Genomic DNA, 23,880 nt, shown 5'->3' on the forward strand with positions numbered 1-23,880 from the left:
CTTCACAATCCTAAATCTACGGCAATCCGATGGGCGCAAGCAAACCCAGAAAAAGCGACTGCATTCAAACCTTGACCCGGAAAGGTACTATCCCCCACACAATAAAGTCCTGGAATAGCTGTGCGATTAAAGGGCATACTTAATAACCCCCGCAACTTGCGCCGGGGAATTGGCCCATAAGTGCCATCTTCACGACCCAAAAAGCGGCGATGGCTGCGGGGTGTCCCCACTTCTAAATAATCCAATCCGGCATCTAAACCGGGAAAAATCTTCTCTAGGCGGTCAATAATTCGCCAAGCTGCCTCTTCTTTTTTAGCTTCGTACTCGCTTGGAGAAAGGTCTTGCCAATCATCAATCCAGTGAGGTGTAAAGGCATGAATGATGTGATATCCATTTGGTGCTAAATCTCGATCGAGCAATGTGGGAATCGATACAAAAACTGTGCCTTCCATTGCTGTCATATTTTCCCAATCTTCTAGCAAAATATGGTGACACTCTGTCCCCGCAGGTAAAACTGACTCTTTTACCCCTATATGCAAACTCAAGAAGCTGGGAGATTTTTGATAATTTTGTTGCCATTTTTTCTCATTATATGGCATTTCTTCTGCTGGTAGTAATTGTTCAAATGTATCCCAGCGTGTAGCATTTGAAACTATGCGTTTACCTCGATATACTTTACCATTTGCCAGTTGCACACCTACCGCTTTTCCCTGTTCTGTGAGAATTTTCGTGACTCTAGCTTGGTACTGAATTTTACCTCCAGCCTTCTCTAGGCCTTCCACCAGTTTTTGGGCAATTTGTCCCACTCCGCCTTTGGGATAGTTCACTCCGCCATAATGCCTGTCAGAAAAGACCATCCCAGCATTAATCATTGGTGTCATGTCAGCGGTCACAACCGACCAGCAATAACATTCCATATCGATAAATTTCAATAATTGCGGGTCTTTGATGTAGCGTCTTGCAAAATCTCCCGCATTTTGGGGCAGATACTTAACTAAACCGAGACACGCTAAAGGATGTTGGAAAAATACCCGCAGTAAATACCGAGGTTCTTCCAGCGACAACAAATCCATGCTGTTGAGACACTTGAATACTTTTTGGCATTCGTCATAAAAGCGACGAATCCCCTGTTCTTCATGGGGAAAATGAGCAGTAAGATTTTGCAAAAATTTTTCATAAACCCGGTCAACCTTGAGGTTTAAACCTTGGGGTAGATGATAGTGAATCTGCACCGGATCTGCGATCGCTTCTTGGCTGACATTTACAGCGGATAATGCACGGGTGAGTAAGTTAGTAGTGCCGTTTTGTCCCAGCCCAAAAATCATCGATGCGCCAACATCGAACCGATAGCCTTGGCGTTCAAAACGACCAGCGCTACCACCTGGAATCAAATAACGTTCCAGTACCAGCACTTTCGCTCCCTTCGCCGCCAACTGGGTCGCTGTTACTAATCCTCCAATCCCAGACCCAATCACGATTACGTCATTTGTCATTTGTCATTTGTCCTTTGTACTGAGCTTACCCCTTCCGGGGAAACAAGCTACGCGTAGCGTCCCGTAGAGAAGTATTTGTCCTTTGTCTAGAGTTAATCAATATTTAATTTAACTAATGACTAATGACTAATGACTAATGACAAAAGACCATGACTAATCAAAAAAAAAGAGGGACGAGCCTGCTACTGCTGACTAATCCCGTCTGCCGATCCTTAAAAGAGAGGAGAACACTGTATATGAATATAGCCTTGATTGAGAATTAATGTCAACTACTAATGAAAATTTTTATCAATAAAATTGAGATTGCTAATTTTAAGCTGTCAGCCGGATGCAGGAAAGAGTATTATGGTGTTTCAGTTCTTATACAATAAAAAGGCGCCTATTTCTGGCTATGACGCTACAATTGCGCGTTTATGTTCCACCTCATCCCCTGATCAAGCACTGGCTAGCAGTTGCCCGTGATGCAGGCACGCCTTCAGTATTGTTCCGCAGTGCCATGACTGAGTTGGGAAGATGGCTGACTTATGAAGCTGCACGAGACTGGTTGCCGACTCAAGAAACAGCAGTACAGAGTCCCTTAGATACCTGTCCAGCAACGGTGATCGATCCGCAAGTACCTATAGCAGTAGTGCCGATTCTGCGGGCTGGGCTAGGATTACTAGAGGGAGCGCAGACTTTACTGCCTTTAGCATCGATTTATCACCTTGGTTTGGCACGAGACGAAGAAACACTGCAACCTCATTGTTATCTGAACAAGTTACCAGAAAAATTTGACCCTCAAACACGAGTGTTAGTTACCGATCCAATGTTGGCAACCGGAGGGTCAATTATGACGGCAATGGCAGAATTGACACAACGGGGTGCTGACCCAGCCCTGACACGGATTGTTTGTGTAGTAGCGGCTCCACCAGCTTTGCAAAAATTGAGTGAAGCTTATCCAGGTTTAATAATTTACACGGCTACTATTGACGAAAAGCTGGACAGCAAGGGGTATATTGTACCGGGATTAGGAGATGCAGGCGATCGCATCTTTGGGACTTAAGCTAGTATGCAGCTAGGGCAGGTAAATAGCATAACTACTGTAAAAGTTGCAAGGTTTGTTGAAGGCGGTAAAGATATGAGTCAGCGAGATGGTTTTGGCAGTGGTTTTGTAGCAGGGGCGTTTGTTGGTGGCATATTTGGCGGTGTGATCGGGGCGCTGATTGCTTCTCGACGCGATCCAGAATTGCTAATAGAAGAGGAGACAGAACTGACAGATAGCCAAGCCGAAGCTAAGAAAATAGCAGCAAAGCGGCGTCAGATGAAAGCCTCAGAAAGTGAAAGCATCGGCATAGAAACGGCCAGGCGATCGCTAGAAGATAAAATTGCCCAGCTAAATGCCACAATTGATGAAGTGCGAAAGCAACTGGGAAATGTTAATAGCAGTTCACCCCAAGCAGCCAATGATCGCTCCCTCACTAAAGACTCCTGAAGTTTGTTCAGGCGTGGTGAACGTGTCAAGTGTGGTAAACGTGAAATTCGCAAACACTTTTGACTTTGGACTAAATTAAAATTAAAAGATAAGACCGCGTTTGACACCTAGAGGAAACAAAGCTATCCATGAGTTTACTGATTACGACACTAATTACCTTTGTCAGCTTTTATAGCTATTTGCTAATTATCCGGGTTTTGCTAACCTGGTTTCCGACAATCAACTGGTATAACCAGCCATTTGCCGCTTTAGCCCAAATAACTGACCCTTATCTGAATCTATTCCGCTCAATTATTCCCCCACTGGGCGGTATGGATTTTTCGCCGATCTTAGCTTTCTTAGCACTCAATCTTGTTAGCGGGCTTTTGAGTGCCATTCCAGCCAACCTGCCCTTATAGAAAGATTTTGATTACTACCTTGGTAAAAAATTGTGTAGAGACGTTAAGTATACAAGCGTCTCTACAATTTTTTACGAATTACTAATTAACCCAAGTTGCTAGTTATCAAAAAATACTATTATACAACACTAACTAGCAACTTACGTTAATTACCTAGCCTGTTTCTCGCCTTTGGGGAGTACTAGGAATTAAGAATTACTTACGCACTTGACCACTAAACCCCGCAGCCTTAAATTGCTTCAGCTTCAACGGAGTAGGCTGATTCGCCGGTACAGAAATTCTCAATTCAAAATCGCTAATACCTGGTGGCACCTCGGTAATAGAGCCTAAACGAGTGCGGTTTTGCATTACCGAGTCATTATTTGCATCATAAATGCGTCCAAAAATATCTGCGTCGTAGACTGTTTTATTAGTGCCATTTTCTGCTTTGCCAATGACAAGAAAACAATTGGCAGCAGCGCTACCACTACTGATAACAGCCCCTTCTGCTAGTTCTGGTGGACAATCTTTATAAGAGACATCAAATAGTTTAATCTGTGTCAGGGCTACAGCTGGAGGAATAATCACCCACGATAGAAGGGTAATGAGACATGAAATAAAAACGACCGTGAGTGAACGCAACCGCATAAAAGACCCCGTGATTTAATTCAATAATTATTAACTGATAACCTCAGCTTACAACATACCCCTACTCTCTATTCTCTACTTCCCTGATTAATTCGCCACTGCAAATACCTGCTCCACGGTCAATTCCCAATCAGGTACTATATCTGATGCAATGGTCGCCGTCCCCTTCGAGTGGCATTTCTACTAACTCTCCATCCACTAATTCATAGCGGGTATCAGTGCGATCGTCATAAGCCAGAAATTCTTCAAAAGTCAGGACTTTTGTGGGATGCTGAGTTTGGGTCAACATTAGAAAATACCAAACCGATACCAAGAACTCAGAAGACAGGAGACGGAATCAAGTTTTTCTGCTGACTCCTGACTTCCTTGAATATTAGGCATCTTACATTTAATTATGTTTATGATTTAACTACAGGGTGATTGGAGACTTGAATTTAACATTTGTAATAATTAGGGGAATAACCCCTCAATTGCTATGAACTTATGACTCCAGATGAGATTGAAGTAGCTATGTTCGCAGCCTTTAATGATTGTGATGCAGCAAGCTGTCCTCTCACTGACACGCAGAAACAGATATTACTGCAAGTGATCGAGCAAATTCAGGGAAATTCTACCTCTGGGAAGTCAAATATTGCTAATCCTTTAGACGAACTTACCCCAGAGGAGTTAGAAGCATTTTTACAATTTGTTAAGGATGAAGAACAACGCAATCGTACTTGGAAAGTGCAATTACTCAACGACTGGTTACTAGAACAGGACTCTGGAACGGTACACTTTATTCGCCAACGCTATGGTTTACAGTGGTTGAATCGTGTTGAGTCATATCATTTTGACAAGTATTCTTATTTTGAGGATGCATTGAAGTTAAGAGTAGGCGATCGCATTGAAGTTTCCAATGCACTATGGGAATGGGTGCAGGAGGATGGGCCTTGTAAGCGGGAATGGTTTCCGTGTATGGTGATTAAGGTCGAGGAAACTAGCGATAGCGATGATTCCTCTACTAATTGCGTCGTCCGCTTCTTTAACGGCGCTGAGTATGAAATTCAAGGAATGTATGAATGGAATCGCTACAATTGGCGCTGGCCTCAAAAGGAGTAAGGAGTGCTGAGTTTTTAATACTTGTGAATGAGTCTGTTAATAAAATCATTGCCTGAACAACGCCCAAGCCAAAAACCTCTCAGTGTAATACAACGCTAGTTGATTGCTCACACCGTTGAAAACAGCATCAAAAGCGTGTTCTGCCCAAGGAATTTCTAGAAAAACCGCAGTGTTGCCATCATGTAAACGTTCGTACATCTGTCTGCCAAATCGCGCTTGCACTAAATGGTCACGACTACCGTAAATTAATAAAGTTGGCGGTAAAGGGTGCGTTAGATAATTTATCGGTGAAGCAATTTCATACTGATTAGGCAATTCTTCTAAAGAACCACCAAGAAATGCTTTTAAAACAGCGCGAGAATTTATAGGATCGGGATTTGGTGGTGTTTTATATCCTTCAGTTAAGTTAACAGGCCCGTAATAGTTCACCACAGCACGAATCGGTGGTGCATCGGGTTGATAAGCCGCTAGCATTGCTAGATGCGCCCCAGCAGAACGTCCTAAAAGTACCATACGTTCTGAATCGGCTTCATATTCAGTTGCATGTTTGCGAATAAAATTTAGGGCTGTACGCACATCATCTAATTGAGATGGAAACTGATATTGAGGTGCGTGTCGATAGTCGATCGCAAATACCGTATATCCATGATTAGCAATATATTGATTAAACTCAGAATTGGCATGAGTATTGCCATATTGCCAAGCTCCACCATAAATTACTACCACTGCTGGATATTTCCCTACCTCTGGGGGTTGGTAAACTTCCATTTTTAAAGGTACTCCTCCAGGAGAAGCAAAGAGAATATCTTTTTGATGACGCGTTTTCCCTAATGGAATACCCCAGAAGAAATTAACTAAGTTAAAGGGATGGGTTTGCATTTTAGCCCTGACTTGAACGGGAATTTGCTCTAGATAATTTACTCCCAGCCCTTGTTTCATCGCTTTAGCCATCTGCATCTGAGTTGGTGGGATATTCACTAGCACCCATCCACAAATTAGCAATCCGATTAAACTGAAAATGCAAACTAAACGCTGTAATTTACGGCGACGGATATAGAATAAAGACAGCAATAAAAAGATAAAATTTAATAAAAATAACCAAGGACTGACTTCTGGCGCTCCTACTGCTAGTGTGAGTAAAAACATATTTGGAGCAGGAAGAATAATCCAAGAACTAAGAAATAGAGTTGCAAAACTGAGTAATAATGCCAGCCATGATAAAAGTATTTTGGGTTTAAGAAACATCGATTAAAATGTGGGAATAATGACTTCAAAGAAATACAATTTATCTGCTAACGCTAAGTTTGGCAATAGTTCTATAGCAGAATTCAGAATTCAGGAGTCAGAATTCAGGGTATTTCAAGACGCGATTTATCACGCCTCTACATCTGGCTTTTGGGTTATACAAATGTATTTATTTATGCTTTGCGGTAGACTAGCTTATATACTTCGCTAACTTGAAATCTACTGTGTGTTGTGAATTATGGTGACAGTATAAGTTATTGCTGTTGTATCTGTTTTTGTACCCAAAGACGAAAAGCTTTGAGCGTTGCATTTCTGCCTGCTGTTGTACTTTGCTCCAAATACTGGGGAATTGCTTCAATTACTGAGAATAAAGGAAAATTCAGGCTTTGTTGAGATTCTACATAATGTCCGTCTTGCAAAACATTAATTTTGAGCTTTCCTCGCTCAAAACGCCAAAGCTCAGGTACTTTTAGCGCTTCATAAATATTAGGATGAGTGCGAGAAGTAATATCAATTTCTAGAGCTAAATCTGGAGGAGGATCTACTGCTAAATCTAGCCGCTTCTTGCCGCGAATCTTAGATTCATTTTTTATATAGAAACACTGATCGGGTTCTATACCTTGAGCCATTGCTTGGTTTTTGAAAGTGGTAGAACCAAGGCTGATGAATTCAGTACTCAACTCTTCTAGAAGCGCTTTGACTAAATCACCAATAATTTCTTTGTCATATTCATGTTCTGGCAGCGGTGCCATAATCTCCAGTATTCCCCTGTCATAAGCAATTCGTGCAGCACGGTGTTCCCCTAAATCTTCTAGAATTGCTTCCAATTCCTGCCAGGTTACATCTCGTAGTAGCACTCTTTGTCCTGGTGGAACATGGATGCGCTTTAATTCCAACAACATCATCTCCACTCCCGATAGTTGAAACCTAAATTTAGCTTACTCTAGTTCAATAATTCGCTGCGACAATTTTTGCTGCTTCATCGCTAGATTCTCAGATATGCCGCAGGTTGTCGTTAGACATCGCTTGCTTGAAGAAGCCTTTTATAGAAGTGTATGCTGGAGCGATCGCTCCTATAAAGATGAATAGAGTAGAGAAAAACCTCTGGGAACCCCAGAGGTTTTGGTTCCTGATTTAGTTTCTACTTGTTACTCCAATTTGTCCTCGGTCATTTCCCGATAATGGAAAAAATTATTTTAAAAACAAGATCCCCGACTGTCTAAGAAATCGGGGATCTAAGGCTTGCGATTTTATTTGGATACTGAGTATCTACCCATCTACGCTATTAATTCTTAGCCTGTGGCTACGAACCAGGAATCGTTACATCTATTGGTGTCACCTGTTTAGCTAACTGTGTCAATGGCGGTTGAATGGCGGTTTGATTCCCCACTACTAAAGTCACAATCTTTTCTGGTTTAAGATATTCTCGTGCTACCCGTTGGACATCGGCTGCTGTGGTGGCGGCGACAGCTTTTTGATAGCGAAAGAGAAAATCAGCAGGATAGCCGTAATATTCGTATCGCATCAACCGTGATAAGGTTTGGCCGGGGTCTTGAAAGTTGAACACAAAGGAGTTGAGTGTAGACTCTTTGGCATAAGCTAGTTCTTTTGCTGTCACTCTTTGAGTTTGGGTGCGCTTGATTTCAGCTTGTAAGGCTTTGACAAACTGGACAGTAGCATCCGATCGCGTTTGTCCACCTGCAATAAATATGCCAGGATAGTCGAAACGGGGACTCCACTGGCCATAGACAGAGTATGCTAAACCTTGACGCGATCGCACTTCATTAAATAAGCGTCCACCAAATCCACTTAACACCCCATTCAATACATCCAGCGCTGGATAATCAGGATTGTCGAAACGTCCGCCCAAATGCCCGATAAGCACACTACTTTGGGTTAATTGTGGCTGATTGACAAAAAAGACTCCACCTGTATTAGCTGGCAAAACCTTTGGTAATGTGGGTTTAGCAATACCTGGGTTACGCTGCCAATTGGCAAACTTAGCTTGAATCAGCGATCGCATTTTCTTACTATCAAAATCACCCACAATCCCCAAAATCATATTATTGGGGTGGAAATATTGCTGATAAAACTTGAGCAAATCTTCACGCTCAACCTTATCTACCGTTGCATACTCTATCGTGCGAGCATAAGGGCTATCTTTGCCATAGATTAATTTTTTAAATTCTCGATTAGCAATCCCATCTGGATTGTCATTACGACGGGCAATCCCACCTTTGGCTTGAGTTTTCGCCAAGTCTAGCTTTTCTTGAGCAAATACAGGCGATCGTAGCACCTCAGCAAACAGCCCAAACACCGTTTCTAAATCTTCACTCAGTGCGTCAAAGCTAGCACTACCAAAAGCTTCACTAATACCAACTTCCACAGATGCCGCCCGTTGTTCTAACATCTCGTTGAGTTCATCAGGCGAATGCTTCTTAGTTCCTCCAGTTCGCATTACTGCGCCTGTAAAACCAGCCAACCCAACTTTCTCCATTGGTTCCAAGCGATTCCCTGTCCGTACAAACGCTGTACCATTCACCAACGGTAACTCATGATCTTCCATTAAATACACAACCAAGCCGTTTTGCAGCACAAACCGCTCATACTTGGGTAACTTAATCTCAGGTAGCGGTGGTAACTGCAATTCTGTGTAATGCTTCGCCTCAGCCGTCGCCGCCAGAGAAAAATTACAAGTTAAAAGTAAACACGCAAAAACAGCAACTAAAACATAAAGCAGCCCCTTCCTATTTTGAATTTTCAACGCTATCTGCCTTTTACCCTTCACCTTATACCTCTGCATATCTCTCTTCCTTTGCGCCCTTTGCGGTTCGTTTTTCATCCTTTTTTCGACAACAGCTTCCCAATCGTGCGATTTTTCGGCGTAAAAGTCTCCTTTGCCACCCGTTGAATATCAGCCGTCGTCACCGCTGAAATCTCATCCAACTGCTTAAACAAATTCCGCCAAGAGCCAGTTTTCACCTCATATTCCAACAATTGTTGAGCCATGCCCATATTGGAATCGAGAATACGTAACAAACTCGCCCGCGCTTGGGTTTTCACTCGTTGCAAATCAGCCGCTGCTACAGGCTCAGTTTTTAATTTGTCAATTTCTTGACGTAAAGCCACCGCCAATTCATCAACTGTATGACCAGGAGCTGTGAGAGCATAGAAAAAGATCAGGTTTGGGTACTTATCTCCAGGAAATCCACTGTAACCTTGAGCATTTAGCGCCAAACGCTGCTTTTCTACCAAAGACTTATATAGCCGCGACGTGCGCCCATCACTTAATAAACTGCCAATGATTTCATAGACGGCATTATCTGGATGAGTAATCGCCGGACGATGATAACCTTCTAAATACCAGGGTTGAGAAGGTAGTTGTAAAGTCACTTCCCGTGTTTGTTGTTGTGGCGGTTCTACCGGAATTTGTTCAACAGCTTTGGTTTTGGCTTGAAAGCGGCCAAAATAGGTTTGCGCCAGTTTTTTCACCTCAGCTGGATTGACATCTCCGACAATGGCAATGGTTAAATTACTTGGTACATAGTAAGTATCAAAAAACTTTTGGACATCTTCTGGTGTCAAATTGCGGATATCTTGGTCATAACCAATCACCGGACGCCTGTAGGGATGGGCTTTGTAAGCAGTATCGACAAACTTTTCTACCATCAATCCAATGGGTGAATTCTCTATCCGCATCCGTCGCTCTTCTAAAATTACATCTTTCTCTTTATAAAACTCACGACGAATTACCGGATCAAGAAATCGCTCCGACTCCAATGACATCCAAAGTTCTAGCTTATTGGCAGGAAAGCTGTACAAATAACGGGTAGCTTCAGTTGAAGTATTGGCATTTAAACCCACACCTCCCGCTTGTTCGACAATTTGCCCCAATTCGTTTTGCTTGACAAGCTTGGCTGCTTGCAATTCCACTTGTTTAAATTCAGTTTCTAACCGAGCAACCTCATCTTTTTTGCCATCGGCTTTCGCTGTTTTAATTTGAGCATTCAACTGCTCTAAGGTATCTAGTAGCGGTTTTTCTTTTTTGTAATCTTGTGTACCAATGCGGGTTGTGCCTTTAAACGCCAAATGTTCCAAAAAATGAGCTACACCAGTTTTGCCATCTGGCTCATCCACACCGCCCACATCCGCATAAGTTAGAAAAGAAACCACGGGCGCTTGATGTCGTTCCAAAACAATAAATTTCAAACCATTGTTGAGACGAAACTCCGTTAACTGCTTAATAACTCGATCGAGATAAGGTTGGATTGAACTTTGAACTGGCGGGGTTTGAGTTTTGGTTTCTTGAGGAGGAGGTGCTGTCTGAGTTTGAGCTAGAGCGACTTCTGGTAGTAACCCCCATGAGAGAACGATCAAAGCTAACAAAGCAACAAACAACCGCCGCAATATGACAGATACTCGATCTGACCAATCCAAAATCGTTTGACTGAGGGAAGTCGAAGTCCCCAATCGTTCGACTGAGCGTAGCCGAAGTCTAAAATCTAAAATTGACCGACTGCTCTGGTTCATAAGCGAGAATTAAGATAAAGTTACATTACCTAAATAACAGGATACTTAGCAAAAGAGCGTTAATCTTGTATTAAGCTTTCAGTGGCTCTTTGCACTTGACATTAGATAATAATGCTACAAGTTTTGTTACGGATATCTAACCATAACTGTTATGCGAGTTTTTAATTCTTCCCCGCCCTCAGAGGCTCAGACGCGCACCCGGATTTTACAGGCAGCGCAACGGTTGTTTGCCTCTCAGGGATTTGACGGTACTACCACCCGTGATTTAGCACAAGCGGCAGGTATAGCTGAAGGTACTCTATTTCGTCATTTTCCAAATAAAAAAGCAATTTTGGTGGAAGTAGCCACGAATGGCTGGGTAGAGATTCTTACAGATTTGCTCACAGAATTAAGTGAAATGGGCAGCTATAAAGCCGTCGCTCAGGTGATGCGCCGTCGGATGTGGAATTTCCAAAAGAATGCCGATTTGATGCGTGTTTGTTTTATGGAGGTGCAATTTCACCCCGATTTGCGCGATCGCATTCAATTAGAAGTTATTACCAAAATGACTGATGTCGGCGAAGCATTCTTTCAAACAGCGATGGATAAAGGCATTTATCGTCAAGGGGACGCAAAGCTAGTTGCGAAAGTTTTCTTAGGAATGTTTGCGATCGCAGGTTTTTCTAACAACACCCTCATCGAACCTGATGCCTCTCCCCAACAAATGCAGGAAATGGCCGAAGGACTCGCTGATATTTTCCTTAATGGTGTTTTAGCTAAAGAGTAGGGCATTTGTCATTTGTCATTTGTCATTTGTCATTTGTCATTAATTATCCTCCCCTGCTTCCCACTCAGCACTCAGCACTCAGCACTCAGCACTCAGCACTACTTTCGCTTGCTGACTCCACTGTTGTACTAGCTCAATTGCTGGACACAAATCTCGGCGCTGCATTGTTGCTACCTGCAAACGCATGATTTGTTGGTGCAATCTGTGAGTAGGAGTTTGAGCTAACTGCACTACAGAACCAATACCTGCATGGAGCAATAAACCACAATATTGTGTCCCGACACTGGGAATACGTGCCAAGTCAGCTAAAGCTATCCATTTATTTACATACTGAAGATGAATCTGTAGTTTATTTGCTAACGCTAGTCTTGACTCTAGAGTTTTACCTTGTTTGACTAAGGCTACTGTGCTAGTAATCCCACAATTTTGGAGTTGAGATTGTTCCTCATGGCTCAGTCCAGGTAATTGCTCAATTGGCCAATCACGAGATTGGATAGTATTTCTACTATCTTGGTGTTTAGCAGACATTTTTGAAATAAAAATATAGGCTTGTTTAAATATTGTGACAGTTGTTTCTTCGCAAAAGTACGCTCTTGCGGTTTAGTGTGTTGTATTGACGTACAATTTTAAGTCAACCTTCTGCAATGCCATTGCATCGCGTGACAATGCCATTGCATCGCCCGACAATGCCATTGTTTCGCCCGACAATGCCATTGTTTCGCCCGACAATGCCATTGTTTCGCCTGACAATGCGATTGTTTTGCCTAACAATGCGATTGTTTCGCTTTACGAAAATTATGTAGAGAGCAACACCTTTACTAAAAAAAGAGGTAAGTCTAACTTTTACCGAAACAGTCTAAGATAAGCGCATTACAGCTTGTATGGCAAAAAAGATGCGATCGCTTCCTATAACTTTCTTGAGGTTATTCTATTGCCCAAGTTCTTGATAGTGACTTTTTGCTGGATATTATTGATTTGTAATATTAGGTTGATGCGGTAAATAACTCCCCTCGTAGCACAGTTACCGTTTGTCCAGCGAGAAAGACGCGATCGCCTCCGTCATAATATACCTTCACTACTCCACCGCGACTAGATGCTTGATAAGCCAAGAACTCATTTTTGCGCAAGCGATCGCGCCAGAAGGAAGCTAGACAGCAATGAGCCGCCCCTGTAACGGGGTCTTCATTAACACCTAATCCGGGTGCAAAGAAGCGAGAGACGAAATCATATTGAGAATCAGATTGTGTGAGGCTGGTGACAATAACATTCGGAAGCAGTAAGGTTTTTAGCAGTTGAAAATTAGGCTGTATTTGCCGCACTAATTCTTCAGATTCCAATTCCACTAGATAACCTATTGAATTCTGCAAGACAGATTTGTAGGGTACACCCAAAGCTTGGCCCAGTTCTGGAGGTGCGATCGCTGCTTGTGAGTGATTTACAGGAAAGTCTAACTCAATCCACTCACCTTGTAACTTCGCAATCAGCACTCCACTTTTAGTATAAAAACGTGCAACTTCATCAGGCGACAAATGTCCCTCTGACCAAAGTACATGGGCACTAGCTAAGGTTGCGTGACCACAAAGCGGCACCTCCACCGTAGGCGTAAACCAACGCAGATTAAAGCCATCATCCTGTCTGACTAAAAAAGCCGTTTCAGATAAATTCATCTCCTGCGCTACGTTCTGCATCCAGCGCTCATTTTGGGGAGTAGGCAAAACACAGACAGCAGCAGGATTACCTGCGAAAGCTTGATTGGTAAAAGCATCAACTTGAGTAATGATTTGTCCCATTAGAGTCGCCTTGAAAATTAGACAGCAATATATTATTTATCAGGAGTGCGTTAGAGATTTATGCTGACCGTTGCGATTACATATCGTGCGCTCTACCCTGTGTTAATCCAAATCAGAATCGTTATATACAGTACCTTAGAAATTAGGAATACAATCTCTAAAAACTAGAATCAATGTTAAAGCAAACCGAAAACGCGAGGATAAAAATCTTCAGAAGCATCTTTGCTGCTGTCAACTTAGCGCTAATTTCTGGAGGATTAGTTAGTTGTGTTGTTGAAACCCCGCGGCCACTTGCACCAATTGAGCAACAAAAACCAGAGTTACAACCTAACCAGAACGACAAAGATGACGACGACAAAGATGGTGACGACAAAGATGGCGATCGCAAAAATGATCAAAACGATGACGATAAAGAAGATAACGACTAAATAAAGGCAAAATTATCACCTTTATCCTTTTGACATTTATGCTTATCCAACAAACTTCTACTTCCCTAGTCGATACTTTACGCCAGCGACGGCAACAACTAGCCAACCTGATTGATTTTCCAGTAATTCTGTGGTCAGGTAGTAACAATCCACGCAACTTTCTTGCAAATCCCTTTCCGTTTCGTGCTAGCAGTCATTTCCTCTATTTCGCCGGAATACCATTACCAAAAGCGGCAATTCGTTTAGAAGCGGGCAAGCTAGAACTATTCATCGACGATCCGTCACCCAGTAGCGCCCTTTGGCATGGAGAAATGCCAACACGCGAGGAAATAGCCGAGAAGATTGGGGCGGATGTGGCTCGACCAATGGCAGAATTAGAGTCTTGGGTAGACAATGCCGCTACACTTGCTGTCCAAGATGCAGCTACTTGGACGCAGCAATCACAGGTGTTAAATAAATGGGTTTTACCACAAAGTCCTCCCCAAGGAATTGACTTGGAGTTAGCTAAGGCGATCGTTTCTCTCCGCCTCACCCACGATGATGGTGCATTAACCGAGTTGCGAAAAGCTGCGGCTGTCACTGTCAAAGCTCACAAAGCTGGAATGGCAGCAACACCCCAAGCCAAACTAGAAGCAGAAGTTCGGGCAGCGATGGAAGGGGTAATTATTGCCCACAATATGACTACCTCTTACAACAGTATTGTCACCGTTCACGGTGAAGTTTTGCATAACGAGCATTATCACCATAGTTTGCAACCAGGTGATTTACTGCTTGCCGATGTTGGTGCTGAAACTGAGATGGGTTGGGCAGGTGATGTGACTCGCACGTGGCCAGTTTCCGGCAAGTTTTCATCTACCCAAAGAGATATTTATAATGTGGTGTTGGCAGCCCATGATGCTTGCATTGCCAAAATCCAGCCTGGTGTAGAGTATGGGGATATTCACCTGCAAGCGGCTACAGCGATCGCGGAAGGTTTAGTAGAGTTAAACATTCTACAAGGAAATCCCCAAGATTTAGTAGAGATGGATGCTCACGCGCTGTTTTTTCCTCATGGTATCGGTCATCTACTGGGTTTAGATGTTCATGATATGGAAGATTTAGGCGATTTAGCAGGGTATGAAGAGGGACGTGCAAGGAGCGATCGCTTTGGCTTAAGCTATCTCCGTTTAAATCGCCCTCTGCGTCCAGGAATGTTAGTCACAATTGAGCCTGGTTTTTATCAAGTACCAGCAATTTTAAATGATGCTAATGTTCGTTCAAAATATCAGAATGTGGTGAATTGGCAGCGTTTATCTGAATTCGCTGATGTCCGTGGTATCCGCATTGAAGATGATGTTTTAGTTACTACAGAAGGCAGCGAAGTTTTAACAGCTGCATTACCGAACGATGCTGATAGTGTAGAAAATTTAGTTAATGGCTGAGTTTGCTAAATTTTACCCCACCCTAACCCTCCCCTTGCAAAGGGGAGGGAACCGGATTTCTAGTTTCCCCCCCAATGCATCGGGGGGATTAAGGGGGGTAATTAAGTTTCATCACTCCCCTAAACCAAGGTGATTTTGTAAGGCTTGGCGCATCACTTCTACAGGCAAAGTTTCCTGCTGCAACCAGATTTTTAATGCTGCTACCCCTTGTTGGACTAACATTTCTAATCCATCGATCGCAATTGCGCCTTGTTTTTCAGCCTGCTGGAGAAATTGCGTCGGTTTAGGAATATATATTAAATCGTAAGCGATCGCACCCGTTGGTAAATTCGCTATTTCTTCTACACTCAAAGGCGATTCGTCAACTTTGGGATACATCCCGATCGGAGTTGTGTTTACGAGCAGATTTGCTTGGGGAATTAGCTTTGGCAATTCCTCCCATTGATGAAGCTGGAATTTCTCAGCTAGAGATGAATTGCTCCAACTATTGCGGAATTCTTCTAATTTCTGCATATTGCGCCCAACAACATGAATTTGGGCAAAACCTAGCTGAGTACAACCTGCTACAACTGCTCTAGCTGCACCACCATTGCCTAAAATTATCGCTACTTTCTGACTCCAATCTTGTTTATATGTTGTTTGTAAAGGGGCAATAAATCCTTCTATATCTGTATTCGTACCTACCCATTGGTTATTTTGGCGGCTAACAGTATTCACGGCTCCGATAGTTTGAGCCAGGGGCGTAATTTCTGACAGTAGGGGGATGATTGCTTGCTTGTGAGGTATTGTCACATTAAAGCCGGCAACCCCAACAGCAGCTAAACCTGCGATCGCCATCTCTAAATTCTGTGGTTCAATCGGAAAAGGTAAATAAATGTAATCTAATTCTAATTGTGCGAGCACAGCATTATGCATCACTGGCGACAGCGAATGTTCCACAGGATGTCCAATGACTCCTAGTAGTTTAGTTTTACCTGTAATTTTTTTTGTCATTTGTCATTAGTCACTTGTACTGAGCGAAGCCGAAGTATTTGTCATTTATCCCCCCTGCTCCCTTGCTCCCCTGCTCCCCTGCTTCCCTGCCCCAATCCCTGCATCTAGCTTACAATTATTAAAAGCTACTTAACATTTCTTTAAATCATGCAGGTAACTACAGCCTCCTCTACAACTCCAATTCCTGGCAAATATTGGCAGTGGCGCGGGCACAACGTTTACTATGTGCGTGCGGGAGAGAAGCAAGCGCAACGTCCGCCCTTACTTTTAGTACATGGATTTGGTGCTTCTACAGACCACTGGCGCAAGAATATCACAGGATTGTGTCAAGATTTTGAAGTATTTGCGATCGACCTTTTGGGATTTGGGCGATCGGCTAAACCAAAATTGCAGTACAGTGGCGACTTGTGGCGCGATCAACTTCATGATTTTATCAGCGAAGTGATTGGTCAAAAAGCAGTATTAGCAGGTAATTCCCTTGGTGGCTATGCTTGCTTGTGTGTTGCTGCACAACGTCCCGACAGTGCAGCTGGATTAGTGTTGCTCAATAGTGCCGGGCCTTTTAGCGAAAGCCAACCGACATCTGAACCTGAAGCTTTACAAAGCGAAATTCAGCCACCCAAACAACCCTCTTCTTTAGAGAAACTCTTGGGTGATTCGGTTAAATGGATGTTTCAACAACCTTTAGCTCAGTTTCTGTTATTTCAATATGTGCGACAACGTTGGGTAATTCGCCAAACTTTAGAAAAGGTGTATCTTGATAAAAGTGCAGTTACAGACCAATTGGTAGAAGAAATTTCTCGTCCTGCTTTTGATCCGGGTGCGTTGGATGTGTTTGTTTCAGTTTTTAGCAGTCCTCAAGGGGAAAAAGTTGATGTGCTACTAAAGCAATTAACTTGTCCTTTATTGATGTTGTGGGGAGAAGCTGACCCTTGGATGAATACTAGAGAACGTTCTCCAAAGTTTCGCCAATATTGTCCTGAATTAACAGAATATTTCTTAACGGCAGGTCATTGTCCTCATGATGAAATACCGGATAAAGTAAACCAACTTTTATGCGATTGGGTTTTGTCTAAGTAAGTGGGCATGAATGATTAAAGGTCAATACAGTTCAGATAAACCCAAAACCCTATGTACAGACACGATAAATCGCGTCTTGAAAGACCAATTATATGCACTGAACCGTATTGGATTAAAGGTTAGTAGTAAGTGACTTCAGGCGCTTACTACAACCAAGTTACTTAAAAACATAAGATTTAATTTCTTGCTCTATTTGATCGCTAATAATCTCGGTTCCCATACCGATTTTATCGAAATTAACCCTTACAAAATTCGTTTTATCTTCTTTTGTAAACTTTTTATCATTATCCGAATCTTTGATAATTTTTAGAAAAATTGCATTTTGACTTGGAACAATAACCCAACTGATTATTCGACTATTATTTGGGGTAATTTGCTGGAGGTTCTTACCTGATAAGTCAGATAGATAGCCAATAGTAGCATCTTCACTATTGAGTTTTTTATCTGTATTTGTGTCTTCGTCAATGATTTTATACAACCAAACTCTTGTAGTTGGCTTGTTTGCCGCTTTTACCTCCAGTAAATCGAAGGAGGCGATCGCGGCTTTTTTATTTAATAAAAGATGAGCTTCACCATCTTGCTTTCGATAAAAGATAATGTTATATAATAATTGGTTACTCCTTTCATATTCATAAGAACGTGAAAGGTTTAAATCAATTCCTTTATCTTCATTCTGCTCTGCAAGACTAACAGGAATCATTAGATAATCTGATTGCTCTTTAATAATTAAATCGCCATAGATAAGATTTTGTTGTGGCTTCGGTTTCTCAGTTGCTTTTGCCTGTTCTGTATTTCTAATAACAGAAGACTTACAGGAAAAAGAAAGGGCAGTTACAATCATAACTGTAGTAATTTTATTTAAAAAGCGATAATTTATCATCAAATTCTCCTAGCAGGATATGTTGCTGTCCTATTTTATTCCCTGCTAGAAAATTAGCTAGAGTCCAGTACGCTTTAATTTAGTTCAGTTAAGACTAAAAATTATACTGATGTAGGTTGACTTGAGGAATGTAGCTTGCTTCCCCAAGGGTAAACCAACATTATCAAGACTTTGTTGGGTTTATCTGTCGCTCAACTTAACAAAGCCCCACCAAGAATCCTGCCGTATTCAGAAAATTATATTACAGTAAAATACCAAAAACCTGGTCGAGGTTGACCAGGTTTTATCGAGTTTACAGCTTTCAAATTTTAAACTAATTAACTAACTGAAGGTTAATAACTAGGGTGGACTAAAAAACTAACAAACTCAGCATTCTTGCGTTTTTCCGCTTTAGGATTTGGCTTTGCCTTCTACATTAGGCTTTTTGCCACTTTTATCACATTTGATATGCTGAAATTTGCTTGGGCTGATGACAAGGGGACACTAAGTCATTGACCCTTTTTGTTTGGTTTTATTTGGTTTGGTGTCCTACTATTTAAGTTATCACTTAATTTGTGAGTTGCAATCCTTAGTTTACGAAAGTTGACGTTTTGTTAGATTTTGCAATCTAGAACCATAAATTTGATCCCCAGCTATCTTTTAAAGAAAGTTATAGGGATATTGAATAGATTAAGCATAGTAACCAAACTGCATTGTCATCAATCCTACATAATCTGATTGTCATCCAGATGGTCGATGACAATACGGCTAATGGCATCAATTTCTGGGATTTGGGCGGCTAAAGCGTTATCTCGTGCTTGTTCGGGATAACGCCCTCCAGCGATGTCTGCCGACAAGCCGCTAAGACGCGTCTACGCATTTGTTTGAGGTTGAGCAATTAACCAGGCTAAAGCTAACTGAGCGAGGGTACAATTATAAAGAAGGGCTATAGGACGCAGTTTTTCTAGCGCTTGTTGAACACGTTCAAAGTTTTCGCCTTGAAACAGTTTATTTTTAGCACGGTTATCTATTGGGTCAAATTTGTGACTGAGAGCAAATCTTCCTGTTAACAACCCCTGAGCTAAAGGCGAATAAGCAAGGATAGAAATATTGTTTTCGATACAATAGGGCAATGCATCTTGTTCTACCTGTCTCCAGAATAAAGAATAGGATGGTTGTAAACTATCAATACGTCCATAACTTGCTGCTTCTCCTAACTGGACGCCAGAAAAATTGGAAACACCGATCGCTTTCCTAATTTATTGCCTTGGATAGGTTCATACTTTGTCAGCCTTAACTTCAAATTAAATCAGAGTTACAGTAGATGCCGATGGAATTGACTACAACTTTTCATGCTCTCAAAGAATGGGCAGTTGCCATAAATGCCTTGGAAGGTGGCAAAACAATTATGTTGCTCCGCAAAGGCGGTATCCACGAACGAAATGGACATTTCCAAGTTGCTCACAAGCAAATTCTGCTTTATCCTACTTATGAACATCAACAAGCTTTCATGCTGAAAGCTGAATATGCCAATAATGTCTATCCAGTAACATCAGGCTGGCATCCTGAAACAGTTCGCATTGGTAGTTGGGCTGAAATTACAGATATTTTGCCCTGTAGTGACGAATCTATTGTTAACAACTTACTTCCCTTCCATATTTGGAACGAGCATTTTATTAGCGATCGCCTCAAATGGAAAGCACGTCAACCCCTTTATATTCTCCTCTTACGAACATATAAACTACCGCTTGAGCAAGAAATTCCTTATTACGCCAAATACGGTGGCTGCAAGTCATGGATTGATTTAGATCGAGAAATTCAGTTGCAAACAGCACAACCAGTTTTATCTAACTTTGCATACAGCCAACTAGTAGAGACAATTCGCGAGATTGTCGGCGATAAATTGTATGCTCCATCCTTCTAGTAACCCAACTTGTTGCTCAAATCCCCGACTTGTTTAAAAAGTCGGGGATTTAAATTTAGCTTATAGATAAATACGAAATTGTATCTCGTCATCAAACGGACGATTATAGACAACCAACATCAAAATAGATTTTATATTGTTTGCTCAGAGTGTTTAATCAACGAAACTTTATAACTAACTTCTAGAATCTGCGCTTATATATCTCAGCAGAAAAACAAATAGTTTGATTCCGAGCCTCAGCCAAAATAGTAGTGATTGTTACACACGATCGCAAAAAACGCGGATAACATGGGAAAAATCTCACCCAATAAACAAGGTGAGGCAAAACTGTTTATCTTTATGTCCCGTTAGCAGCTGTCTTCCAGGCTATGAGTTGTTAAGCAATTATCCCGCAGTGGATAGAACTTAATTACATTTTGTCTAAAGTATTAGGCAAAAATTATCCCCAAGGGTGATAATTAGCTTGACAAAGATCAGCTATTATGCATCATTAGCTAAAAGCAAAGGAGTTTGCAATGCATCGACAAATGTGCTGGTTATCTAAGTCTGGTGGCGACGGAGAGAAAATTTTGTATTTGCAGACAGAACCCAATCAACCCTGGCGTCCTTATACAGCTTTTGGACATTTTACAGTCCCAGATTATCAAATACCAGGTGGCTCTAAAGGTTGGGCAACTTATCAAAAACTTTTGAAAGCAGGTTGGACACTAGTACCTAGCGCACGGGCAAACGAGTTTGGCAGCAGCAGTTACGCAGAGTCAACAATCCAAAATCAATAGTCATTTATCATTTGTCATTTGTCATTAGTTATTTTTTGTGTCCCGGCGTCTTCCTCACAAACCTCTGGGGGAACCTTCACCGCGAGGATCGGCGGCTCCTTCTAAAGTTCCATCAGATGTAACAGCGATCGCGTTACCATTACCCCAAGGAGTAGTTTCCTTAATTTTGTGCCCCCGACGGCGTAAGTCTTGCAAAGTCAAAGCATCCAAGCCCCAGGATTCAACGCGCAACTCATCTGGCAGCCATTGATGATGTATGCGTGGAACAGAAATAGCTGCACCAACATCCATGTTGTATTCCAGCACATTCAGGATTACTTGCAAAACCTGGGTGATGATGGTGCTACCACCAGGCGCGCCTGCTGCCATCCGAAAATGACCATTTTCTGTGACAATTGTGGGAGTCATGCTGGATAAAGGAGTTTTGCGGGGTGCAATGCTGTTGGCATCATTACCAACCAAACCAAAAGCATTAGGTACTCCTGGCGCAACGGCAAAATCATCCATCTCATTGTTGAGAACAATTCCAGTTCCCGGTGTCACAATACCCGCACCAAAAATGAGGTTAATCGTGAAAGTCAGACTTACAGCGTTGTGTTGTTCATCCACAACAGTCAGATGAGTGGTTTGGGGAGATTCATGGGGAAGACAAGGGAATGAGGGAAGACGCAGACATTTTGAATTTAAATCTACTGGCTTGACTTCGGTGGAGGGTCGAGCCATTTGCATATTAATTTCTTGACGACGTTTTTTGGCGTAAGCTGGACTGAGCAGTTCTTGTACAGGGACTTTGACAAAATCAGGATCGCCTAAATATTTTGAGCGATCGCTATAAGCAATCTTCATTGCTTCTACCATTAAATGTATCGCGTCTGGATCATGCCATCCCAAAGATTTCAAATCTGTGTCACCGATAATATTTAAAATCTGCAATAGGTGAACGCCTCCTGATGATGGTGGTGGCATTGAGCAAATTTTAGCTTTGCGGAAATTGCCACAAATGGGAGTACGCCAGATTGGCTTATAAGCTTTTAGGTCTTCGAGAGTAATTAAACCACCATTTTTTACCATATCAGAAGCGATCGCACGAGCAATACTTCCGGTGTAAAAACTTTGGGGATTTTCGGCAATTGCTGTTAAAGTGCGTGCCAAATCACGCTGCACTAGCTTTTCCCCTGGTTGGTAAAATTCACCCTTGCGAGTGAAAATTTCCCGCGCTGCCGGATTGTTGAGAACTACTTGCTTGCGGGGATCGTTTGCTTGCAGAGAACGCCAAGTTACCATATTGCTAAGAATAAAACCATCTTTAGCGAGTGCGATCGCAGGTTTCACCACCTCTTGCCAAGAAAGCTTACCATAGCGATGATGCACTTCATAAAGTCCCGCTACCGTTCCTGGTGTCCCTACTGCCAAATAACCATTAATACTTGCATTGGGACGCACTTTTCCTTCTGCCTCTAGATACATATTTCTTGTGGCTTTTAGGGGTGCGCGTTCGCGGAAATCTAGCGCTTTCATCTCGCCAGTTTTCTCAGAGTGCATCAGTAAAAATCCGCCGCCACCGATTCCGGCTGAAAAAGGCTCAACTACAGAAAGTGCAAAGGTTGTAGCGACGGCTGCATCCACTGCATTACCCCCTTTACGTAACATCAAAATTCCCGCTTCACTTGCTAAAGGATGGGCTGAAACCACCATTCCCTTCTTGCTGCGTAAAGGTAAAGTTAAGGCGGCTGATGCGACTTGGCTGTAAAGTAAGACAGTAAAAGAAAAGATTACGCTGGCAACTCGCTTAGGTTTAGCAACAGTAAGCATTTTTATACAATTTCTCCTAAAATTTTATATTTGTCTAGCATCGTGGTGTGAGATTATTAATACAAGCTGATTTGAAAATTTTACATTACTTATAAATCCTATGTTGCGAAAAATAAGTAAAACATTTTTTAAAGCTTTAACTATTGGATTATGTATCTCTAGTGGAAGCGTTCTCTCTCAAACATTACCGCTATCCTCTAATTTAGTTGGTTTTAATACACCTGAAGGTGAAAAATTATTATTTGAGAGTAAGTCCAATCAAGACTTCTTTCCTTTGAGTATGCAATTCACCACTCAAAATAATCAGGCATATTGTGGTGTTGCTAGTATGGTTATGGTACTGAATAGTCTAAAAATTCCAGCACCAGAAGTACCACAATACAAGCCATATCGAGTATTTACTCAAGAAAACTTTTTTAGTAATGATAATACAAAAAAAGTGCTAACTCCCGAAGCTGTGTCTCGCGAAGGTATGACTCTAGAACAGTTAGGGCAATTACTAGCTAGTTATGGCGTTAAAGTTAATGTTTACCACGCTGCCGACACTAGTTTAGAGCAGTTCCGCAAACAAGCAGCAGAAAATTTAAAACAACCGCAAAATTTCATTTTAGTAAACTATTTACGCAAAGAAATTGGTCAAGAGAAAGGTGGACATATTTCTCCTGTAGCGGCATATAATGAGCAAACAGATAGATTTTTAATTCTTGATGTTTCTCGTTATAAGTATCCACCAGTTTGGGTAAAAACAACAGATTTATGGAAAGCAATGCTGACAAATGATTCCGTATCAAAGAAGAGCCGTGGCTTTGTATTTGTAAGCAAAAACCTTTAATTAACAATCTGTTCATTGAATTTATCAATCCTGCGATCGCTTATCCTGTATGTAAGTGATTTTGATGTTTCCTACTTTCTAGATAGAAATTCACGGGCGATGCTTACGGCGGCAAGCTATGCTGACAACGAATGCATACAGATTTCCTGTTTTATGCTGTCTTAAGTGTTTCCTAGCTATTTGAAACTAGTAAGACTTATGCGTTGACAAACCAACTAAATTTTGTACAGTGCTTAAGACTTAGATAGTCCTCAATACTCGGATAGTAATGTTTGTAAGCGAATTAAAGGGGAAATCTTTAATGAATAATTTGTGGCTCTATCTAAAGACTGAA

22 protein-coding genes and 2 pseudogenes are annotated in these 23,880 nt (G+C 41.9%); 11 read left to right on the top strand and 13 right to left on the bottom strand.

The genetic code is table 11. The features are described 5' to 3' along the window. Positions 1–2 precede the first annotated feature (2 nt). Positions 3–1,493: a carotenoid isomerase gene (gene crtH / locus RMY27_RS02975; protein WP_322660276.1), complete on the bottom strand. Its 1,491-nt coding sequence runs from the start codon at positions 1,491–1,493 to the stop codon at positions 3–5. Positions 1,494–1,884: 391 nt separating this feature from the next. Between crtH and upp the strand changes: the two genes are divergently transcribed. The 3 genes from upp (at position 1,885) to RMY27_RS02990 (ending at position 3,362) form a co-directional block, all read left to right on the top strand. After that, the gene (gene upp, locus RMY27_RS02980; protein WP_322660278.1) at positions 1,885–2,535 is read left to right on the top strand and encodes a uracil phosphoribosyltransferase; all 651 of its coding nucleotides are present in this window, start codon (positions 1,885–1,887) and stop codon (positions 2,533–2,535) included. 75 nt (positions 2,536–2,610) lie between these two features. After that, positions 2,611–2,964 (top strand): hypothetical protein, encoded by a 354-nt coding sequence (locus RMY27_RS02985; RefSeq protein ID WP_322660447.1) that lies wholly within the window; start codon positions 2,611–2,613, stop codon positions 2,962–2,964. Between the two features lie 128 nt (positions 2,965–3,092). Beyond that, positions 3,093–3,362 (top strand): YggT family protein, encoded by a 270-nt coding sequence (locus tag RMY27_RS02990; protein WP_322660280.1) that lies wholly within the window; start codon positions 3,093–3,095, stop codon positions 3,360–3,362. A 195-nt stretch (positions 3,363–3,557) separates the two neighbouring features. Here RMY27_RS02990 and RMY27_RS02995 read toward each other — a convergent pair whose 3' ends face one another. Both RMY27_RS02995 and RMY27_RS03000 read right to left on the bottom strand, forming a co-directional pair. Then, positions 3,558–3,989 carry a biotin carboxylase gene (locus RMY27_RS02995; protein WP_322660281.1) on the bottom strand — a complete coding sequence of 144 codons (432 nt, stop codon included), beginning with the start codon at positions 3,987–3,989 and terminating at the stop codon, positions 3,558–3,560. A 166-nt stretch (positions 3,990–4,155) separates the two neighbouring features. Further along, positions 4,156–4,278 (bottom strand): annotated as a pseudogene (locus RMY27_RS03000) (Uma2 family endonuclease); the annotation flags it as partial. 194 nt (positions 4,279–4,472) lie between these two features. Between RMY27_RS03000 and RMY27_RS03005 the strand changes: the two are divergent. After that, positions 4,473–5,087 (top strand): hypothetical protein, encoded by a 615-nt coding sequence (locus RMY27_RS03005; protein WP_322660283.1) that lies wholly within the window; start codon positions 4,473–4,475, stop codon positions 5,085–5,087. A gap of 45 nt (positions 5,088–5,132) precedes the next feature. Here the strand turns inward: RMY27_RS03005 and RMY27_RS03010 are convergent, their stop codons facing one another. From RMY27_RS03010 to RMY27_RS03025, 4 genes are all read right to left on the bottom strand, one after another. Next, the gene (locus tag RMY27_RS03010) at positions 5,133–6,332 is read right to left on the bottom strand and encodes an alpha/beta hydrolase (protein WP_322660285.1); all 1,200 of its coding nucleotides are present in this window, start codon (positions 6,330–6,332) and stop codon (positions 5,133–5,135) included. A 254-nt stretch (positions 6,333–6,586) separates the two neighbouring features. Continuing rightward, positions 6,587–7,234, bottom strand: coding sequence for a Uma2 family endonuclease (locus tag RMY27_RS03015; RefSeq protein WP_322660449.1), 648 nt, complete (start codon positions 7,232–7,234; stop codon positions 6,587–6,589). 401 nt (positions 7,235–7,635) lie between these two features. Further along, on the bottom strand, positions 7,636–9,135 hold the full coding sequence (locus RMY27_RS03020; protein WP_322660287.1) for a pitrilysin family protein: 1,500 nt from the start codon (positions 9,133–9,135) through the stop codon (positions 7,636–7,638). A 35-nt stretch (positions 9,136–9,170) separates the two neighbouring features. Further along, positions 9,171–10,862 carry a pitrilysin family protein gene (locus RMY27_RS03025; RefSeq protein WP_322660289.1) on the bottom strand — a complete coding sequence of 564 codons (1,692 nt, stop codon included), beginning with the start codon at positions 10,860–10,862 and terminating at the stop codon, positions 9,171–9,173. Between the two features lie 151 nt (positions 10,863–11,013). On the opposite strand from RMY27_RS03025, the gene RMY27_RS03030 reads away from it, so the two are divergent. Beyond that, positions 11,014–11,628, top strand: a complete 615-nt coding sequence (locus RMY27_RS03030) for a TetR/AcrR family transcriptional regulator (protein WP_322660291.1) — start codon at positions 11,014–11,016, stop codon at positions 11,626–11,628. A 78-nt stretch (positions 11,629–11,706) separates the two neighbouring features. Here RMY27_RS03030 and RMY27_RS03035 read toward each other — a convergent pair whose 3' ends face one another. Both RMY27_RS03035 and RMY27_RS03040 read right to left on the bottom strand, forming a co-directional pair. Further along, positions 11,707–12,156, bottom strand: a complete 450-nt coding sequence (locus tag RMY27_RS03035; RefSeq protein ID WP_322660293.1) for a DUF4332 domain-containing protein — start codon at positions 12,154–12,156, stop codon at positions 11,707–11,709. 455 nt (positions 12,157–12,611) lie between these two features. Beyond that, a complete protein-coding gene (locus RMY27_RS03040) occupies positions 12,612–13,418 on the bottom strand; it encodes a PhzF family phenazine biosynthesis protein (RefSeq protein WP_322660295.1) in 807 nt (268 codons plus the stop codon). Positions 13,419–13,591: 173 nt separating this feature from the next. On the opposite strand from RMY27_RS03040, the gene RMY27_RS03045 reads away from it, so the two are divergent. Continuing rightward, complete coding sequence (locus tag RMY27_RS03045) at positions 13,592–13,846, top strand: hypothetical protein (RefSeq protein WP_322660297.1); 255 nt, start codon at positions 13,592–13,594, stop codon at positions 13,844–13,846. A gap of 38 nt (positions 13,847–13,884) precedes the next feature. Next, a complete protein-coding gene (locus tag RMY27_RS03050) occupies positions 13,885–15,267 on the top strand; it encodes an aminopeptidase P family protein (RefSeq protein ID WP_322660299.1) in 1,383 nt (460 codons plus the stop codon). 111 nt (positions 15,268–15,378) lie between these two features. Here the strand turns inward: RMY27_RS03050 and RMY27_RS03055 are convergent, their stop codons facing one another. Then, positions 15,379–16,260 carry a shikimate dehydrogenase gene (locus RMY27_RS03055; RefSeq protein ID WP_322660301.1) on the bottom strand — a complete coding sequence of 294 codons (882 nt, stop codon included), beginning with the start codon at positions 16,258–16,260 and terminating at the stop codon, positions 15,379–15,381. A gap of 147 nt (positions 16,261–16,407) precedes the next feature. On the opposite strand from RMY27_RS03055, the gene RMY27_RS03060 reads away from it, so the two are divergent. Beyond that, on the top strand, positions 16,408–17,340 hold the full coding sequence (locus tag RMY27_RS03060; RefSeq protein WP_322660303.1) for an alpha/beta fold hydrolase: 933 nt from the start codon (positions 16,408–16,410) through the stop codon (positions 17,338–17,340). A 157-nt stretch (positions 17,341–17,497) separates the two neighbouring features. Here the strand turns inward: RMY27_RS03060 and RMY27_RS03065 are convergent, their stop codons facing one another. Beyond that, positions 17,498–18,220 carry a hypothetical protein gene (locus RMY27_RS03065; protein ID WP_322660305.1) on the bottom strand — a complete coding sequence of 241 codons (723 nt, stop codon included), beginning with the start codon at positions 18,218–18,220 and terminating at the stop codon, positions 17,498–17,500. A 704-nt stretch (positions 18,221–18,924) separates the two neighbouring features. Further along, a pseudogene (locus RMY27_RS03070) lies at positions 18,925–19,452 on the bottom strand (aldo/keto reductase); the annotation flags it as partial. Positions 19,453–19,523: 71 nt separating this feature from the next. Between RMY27_RS03070 and RMY27_RS03075 the strand changes: the two are divergent. Together RMY27_RS03075 and RMY27_RS03080 are read left to right on the top strand one after the other, a co-directional pair. Beyond that, on the top strand, positions 19,524–20,123 hold the full coding sequence (locus tag RMY27_RS03075; RefSeq protein WP_322660307.1) for a DUF1802 family protein: 600 nt from the start codon (positions 19,524–19,526) through the stop codon (positions 20,121–20,123). Positions 20,124–20,638: 515 nt separating this feature from the next. Next, complete coding sequence (locus tag RMY27_RS03080; protein WP_322660309.1) at positions 20,639–20,902, top strand: hypothetical protein; 264 nt, start codon at positions 20,639–20,641, stop codon at positions 20,900–20,902. Positions 20,903–20,956: 54 nt separating this feature from the next. Here RMY27_RS03080 and ggt read toward each other — a convergent pair whose 3' ends face one another. Beyond that, a complete protein-coding gene (gene ggt, locus RMY27_RS03085) occupies positions 20,957–22,714 on the bottom strand; it encodes a gamma-glutamyltransferase (protein WP_322660311.1) in 1,758 nt (585 codons plus the stop codon). Positions 22,715–22,814: 100 nt separating this feature from the next. Here ggt and RMY27_RS03090 point away from each other — a divergent pair, with 100 nt between their 5' ends. Then, positions 22,815–23,546, top strand: coding sequence for a phytochelatin synthase family protein (locus tag RMY27_RS03090; RefSeq protein WP_322660313.1), 732 nt, complete (start codon positions 22,815–22,817; stop codon positions 23,544–23,546). The last annotated feature ends 334 nt before the right edge of the window (positions 23,547–23,880 follow it).

The sequence above is a fragment of the Nostoc sp. DedQUE09 genome (genome assembly GCF_034530915.1).
Taxonomy (GTDB): domain Bacteria; phylum Cyanobacteriota; class Cyanobacteriia; order Cyanobacteriales; family Nostocaceae; genus Nostoc.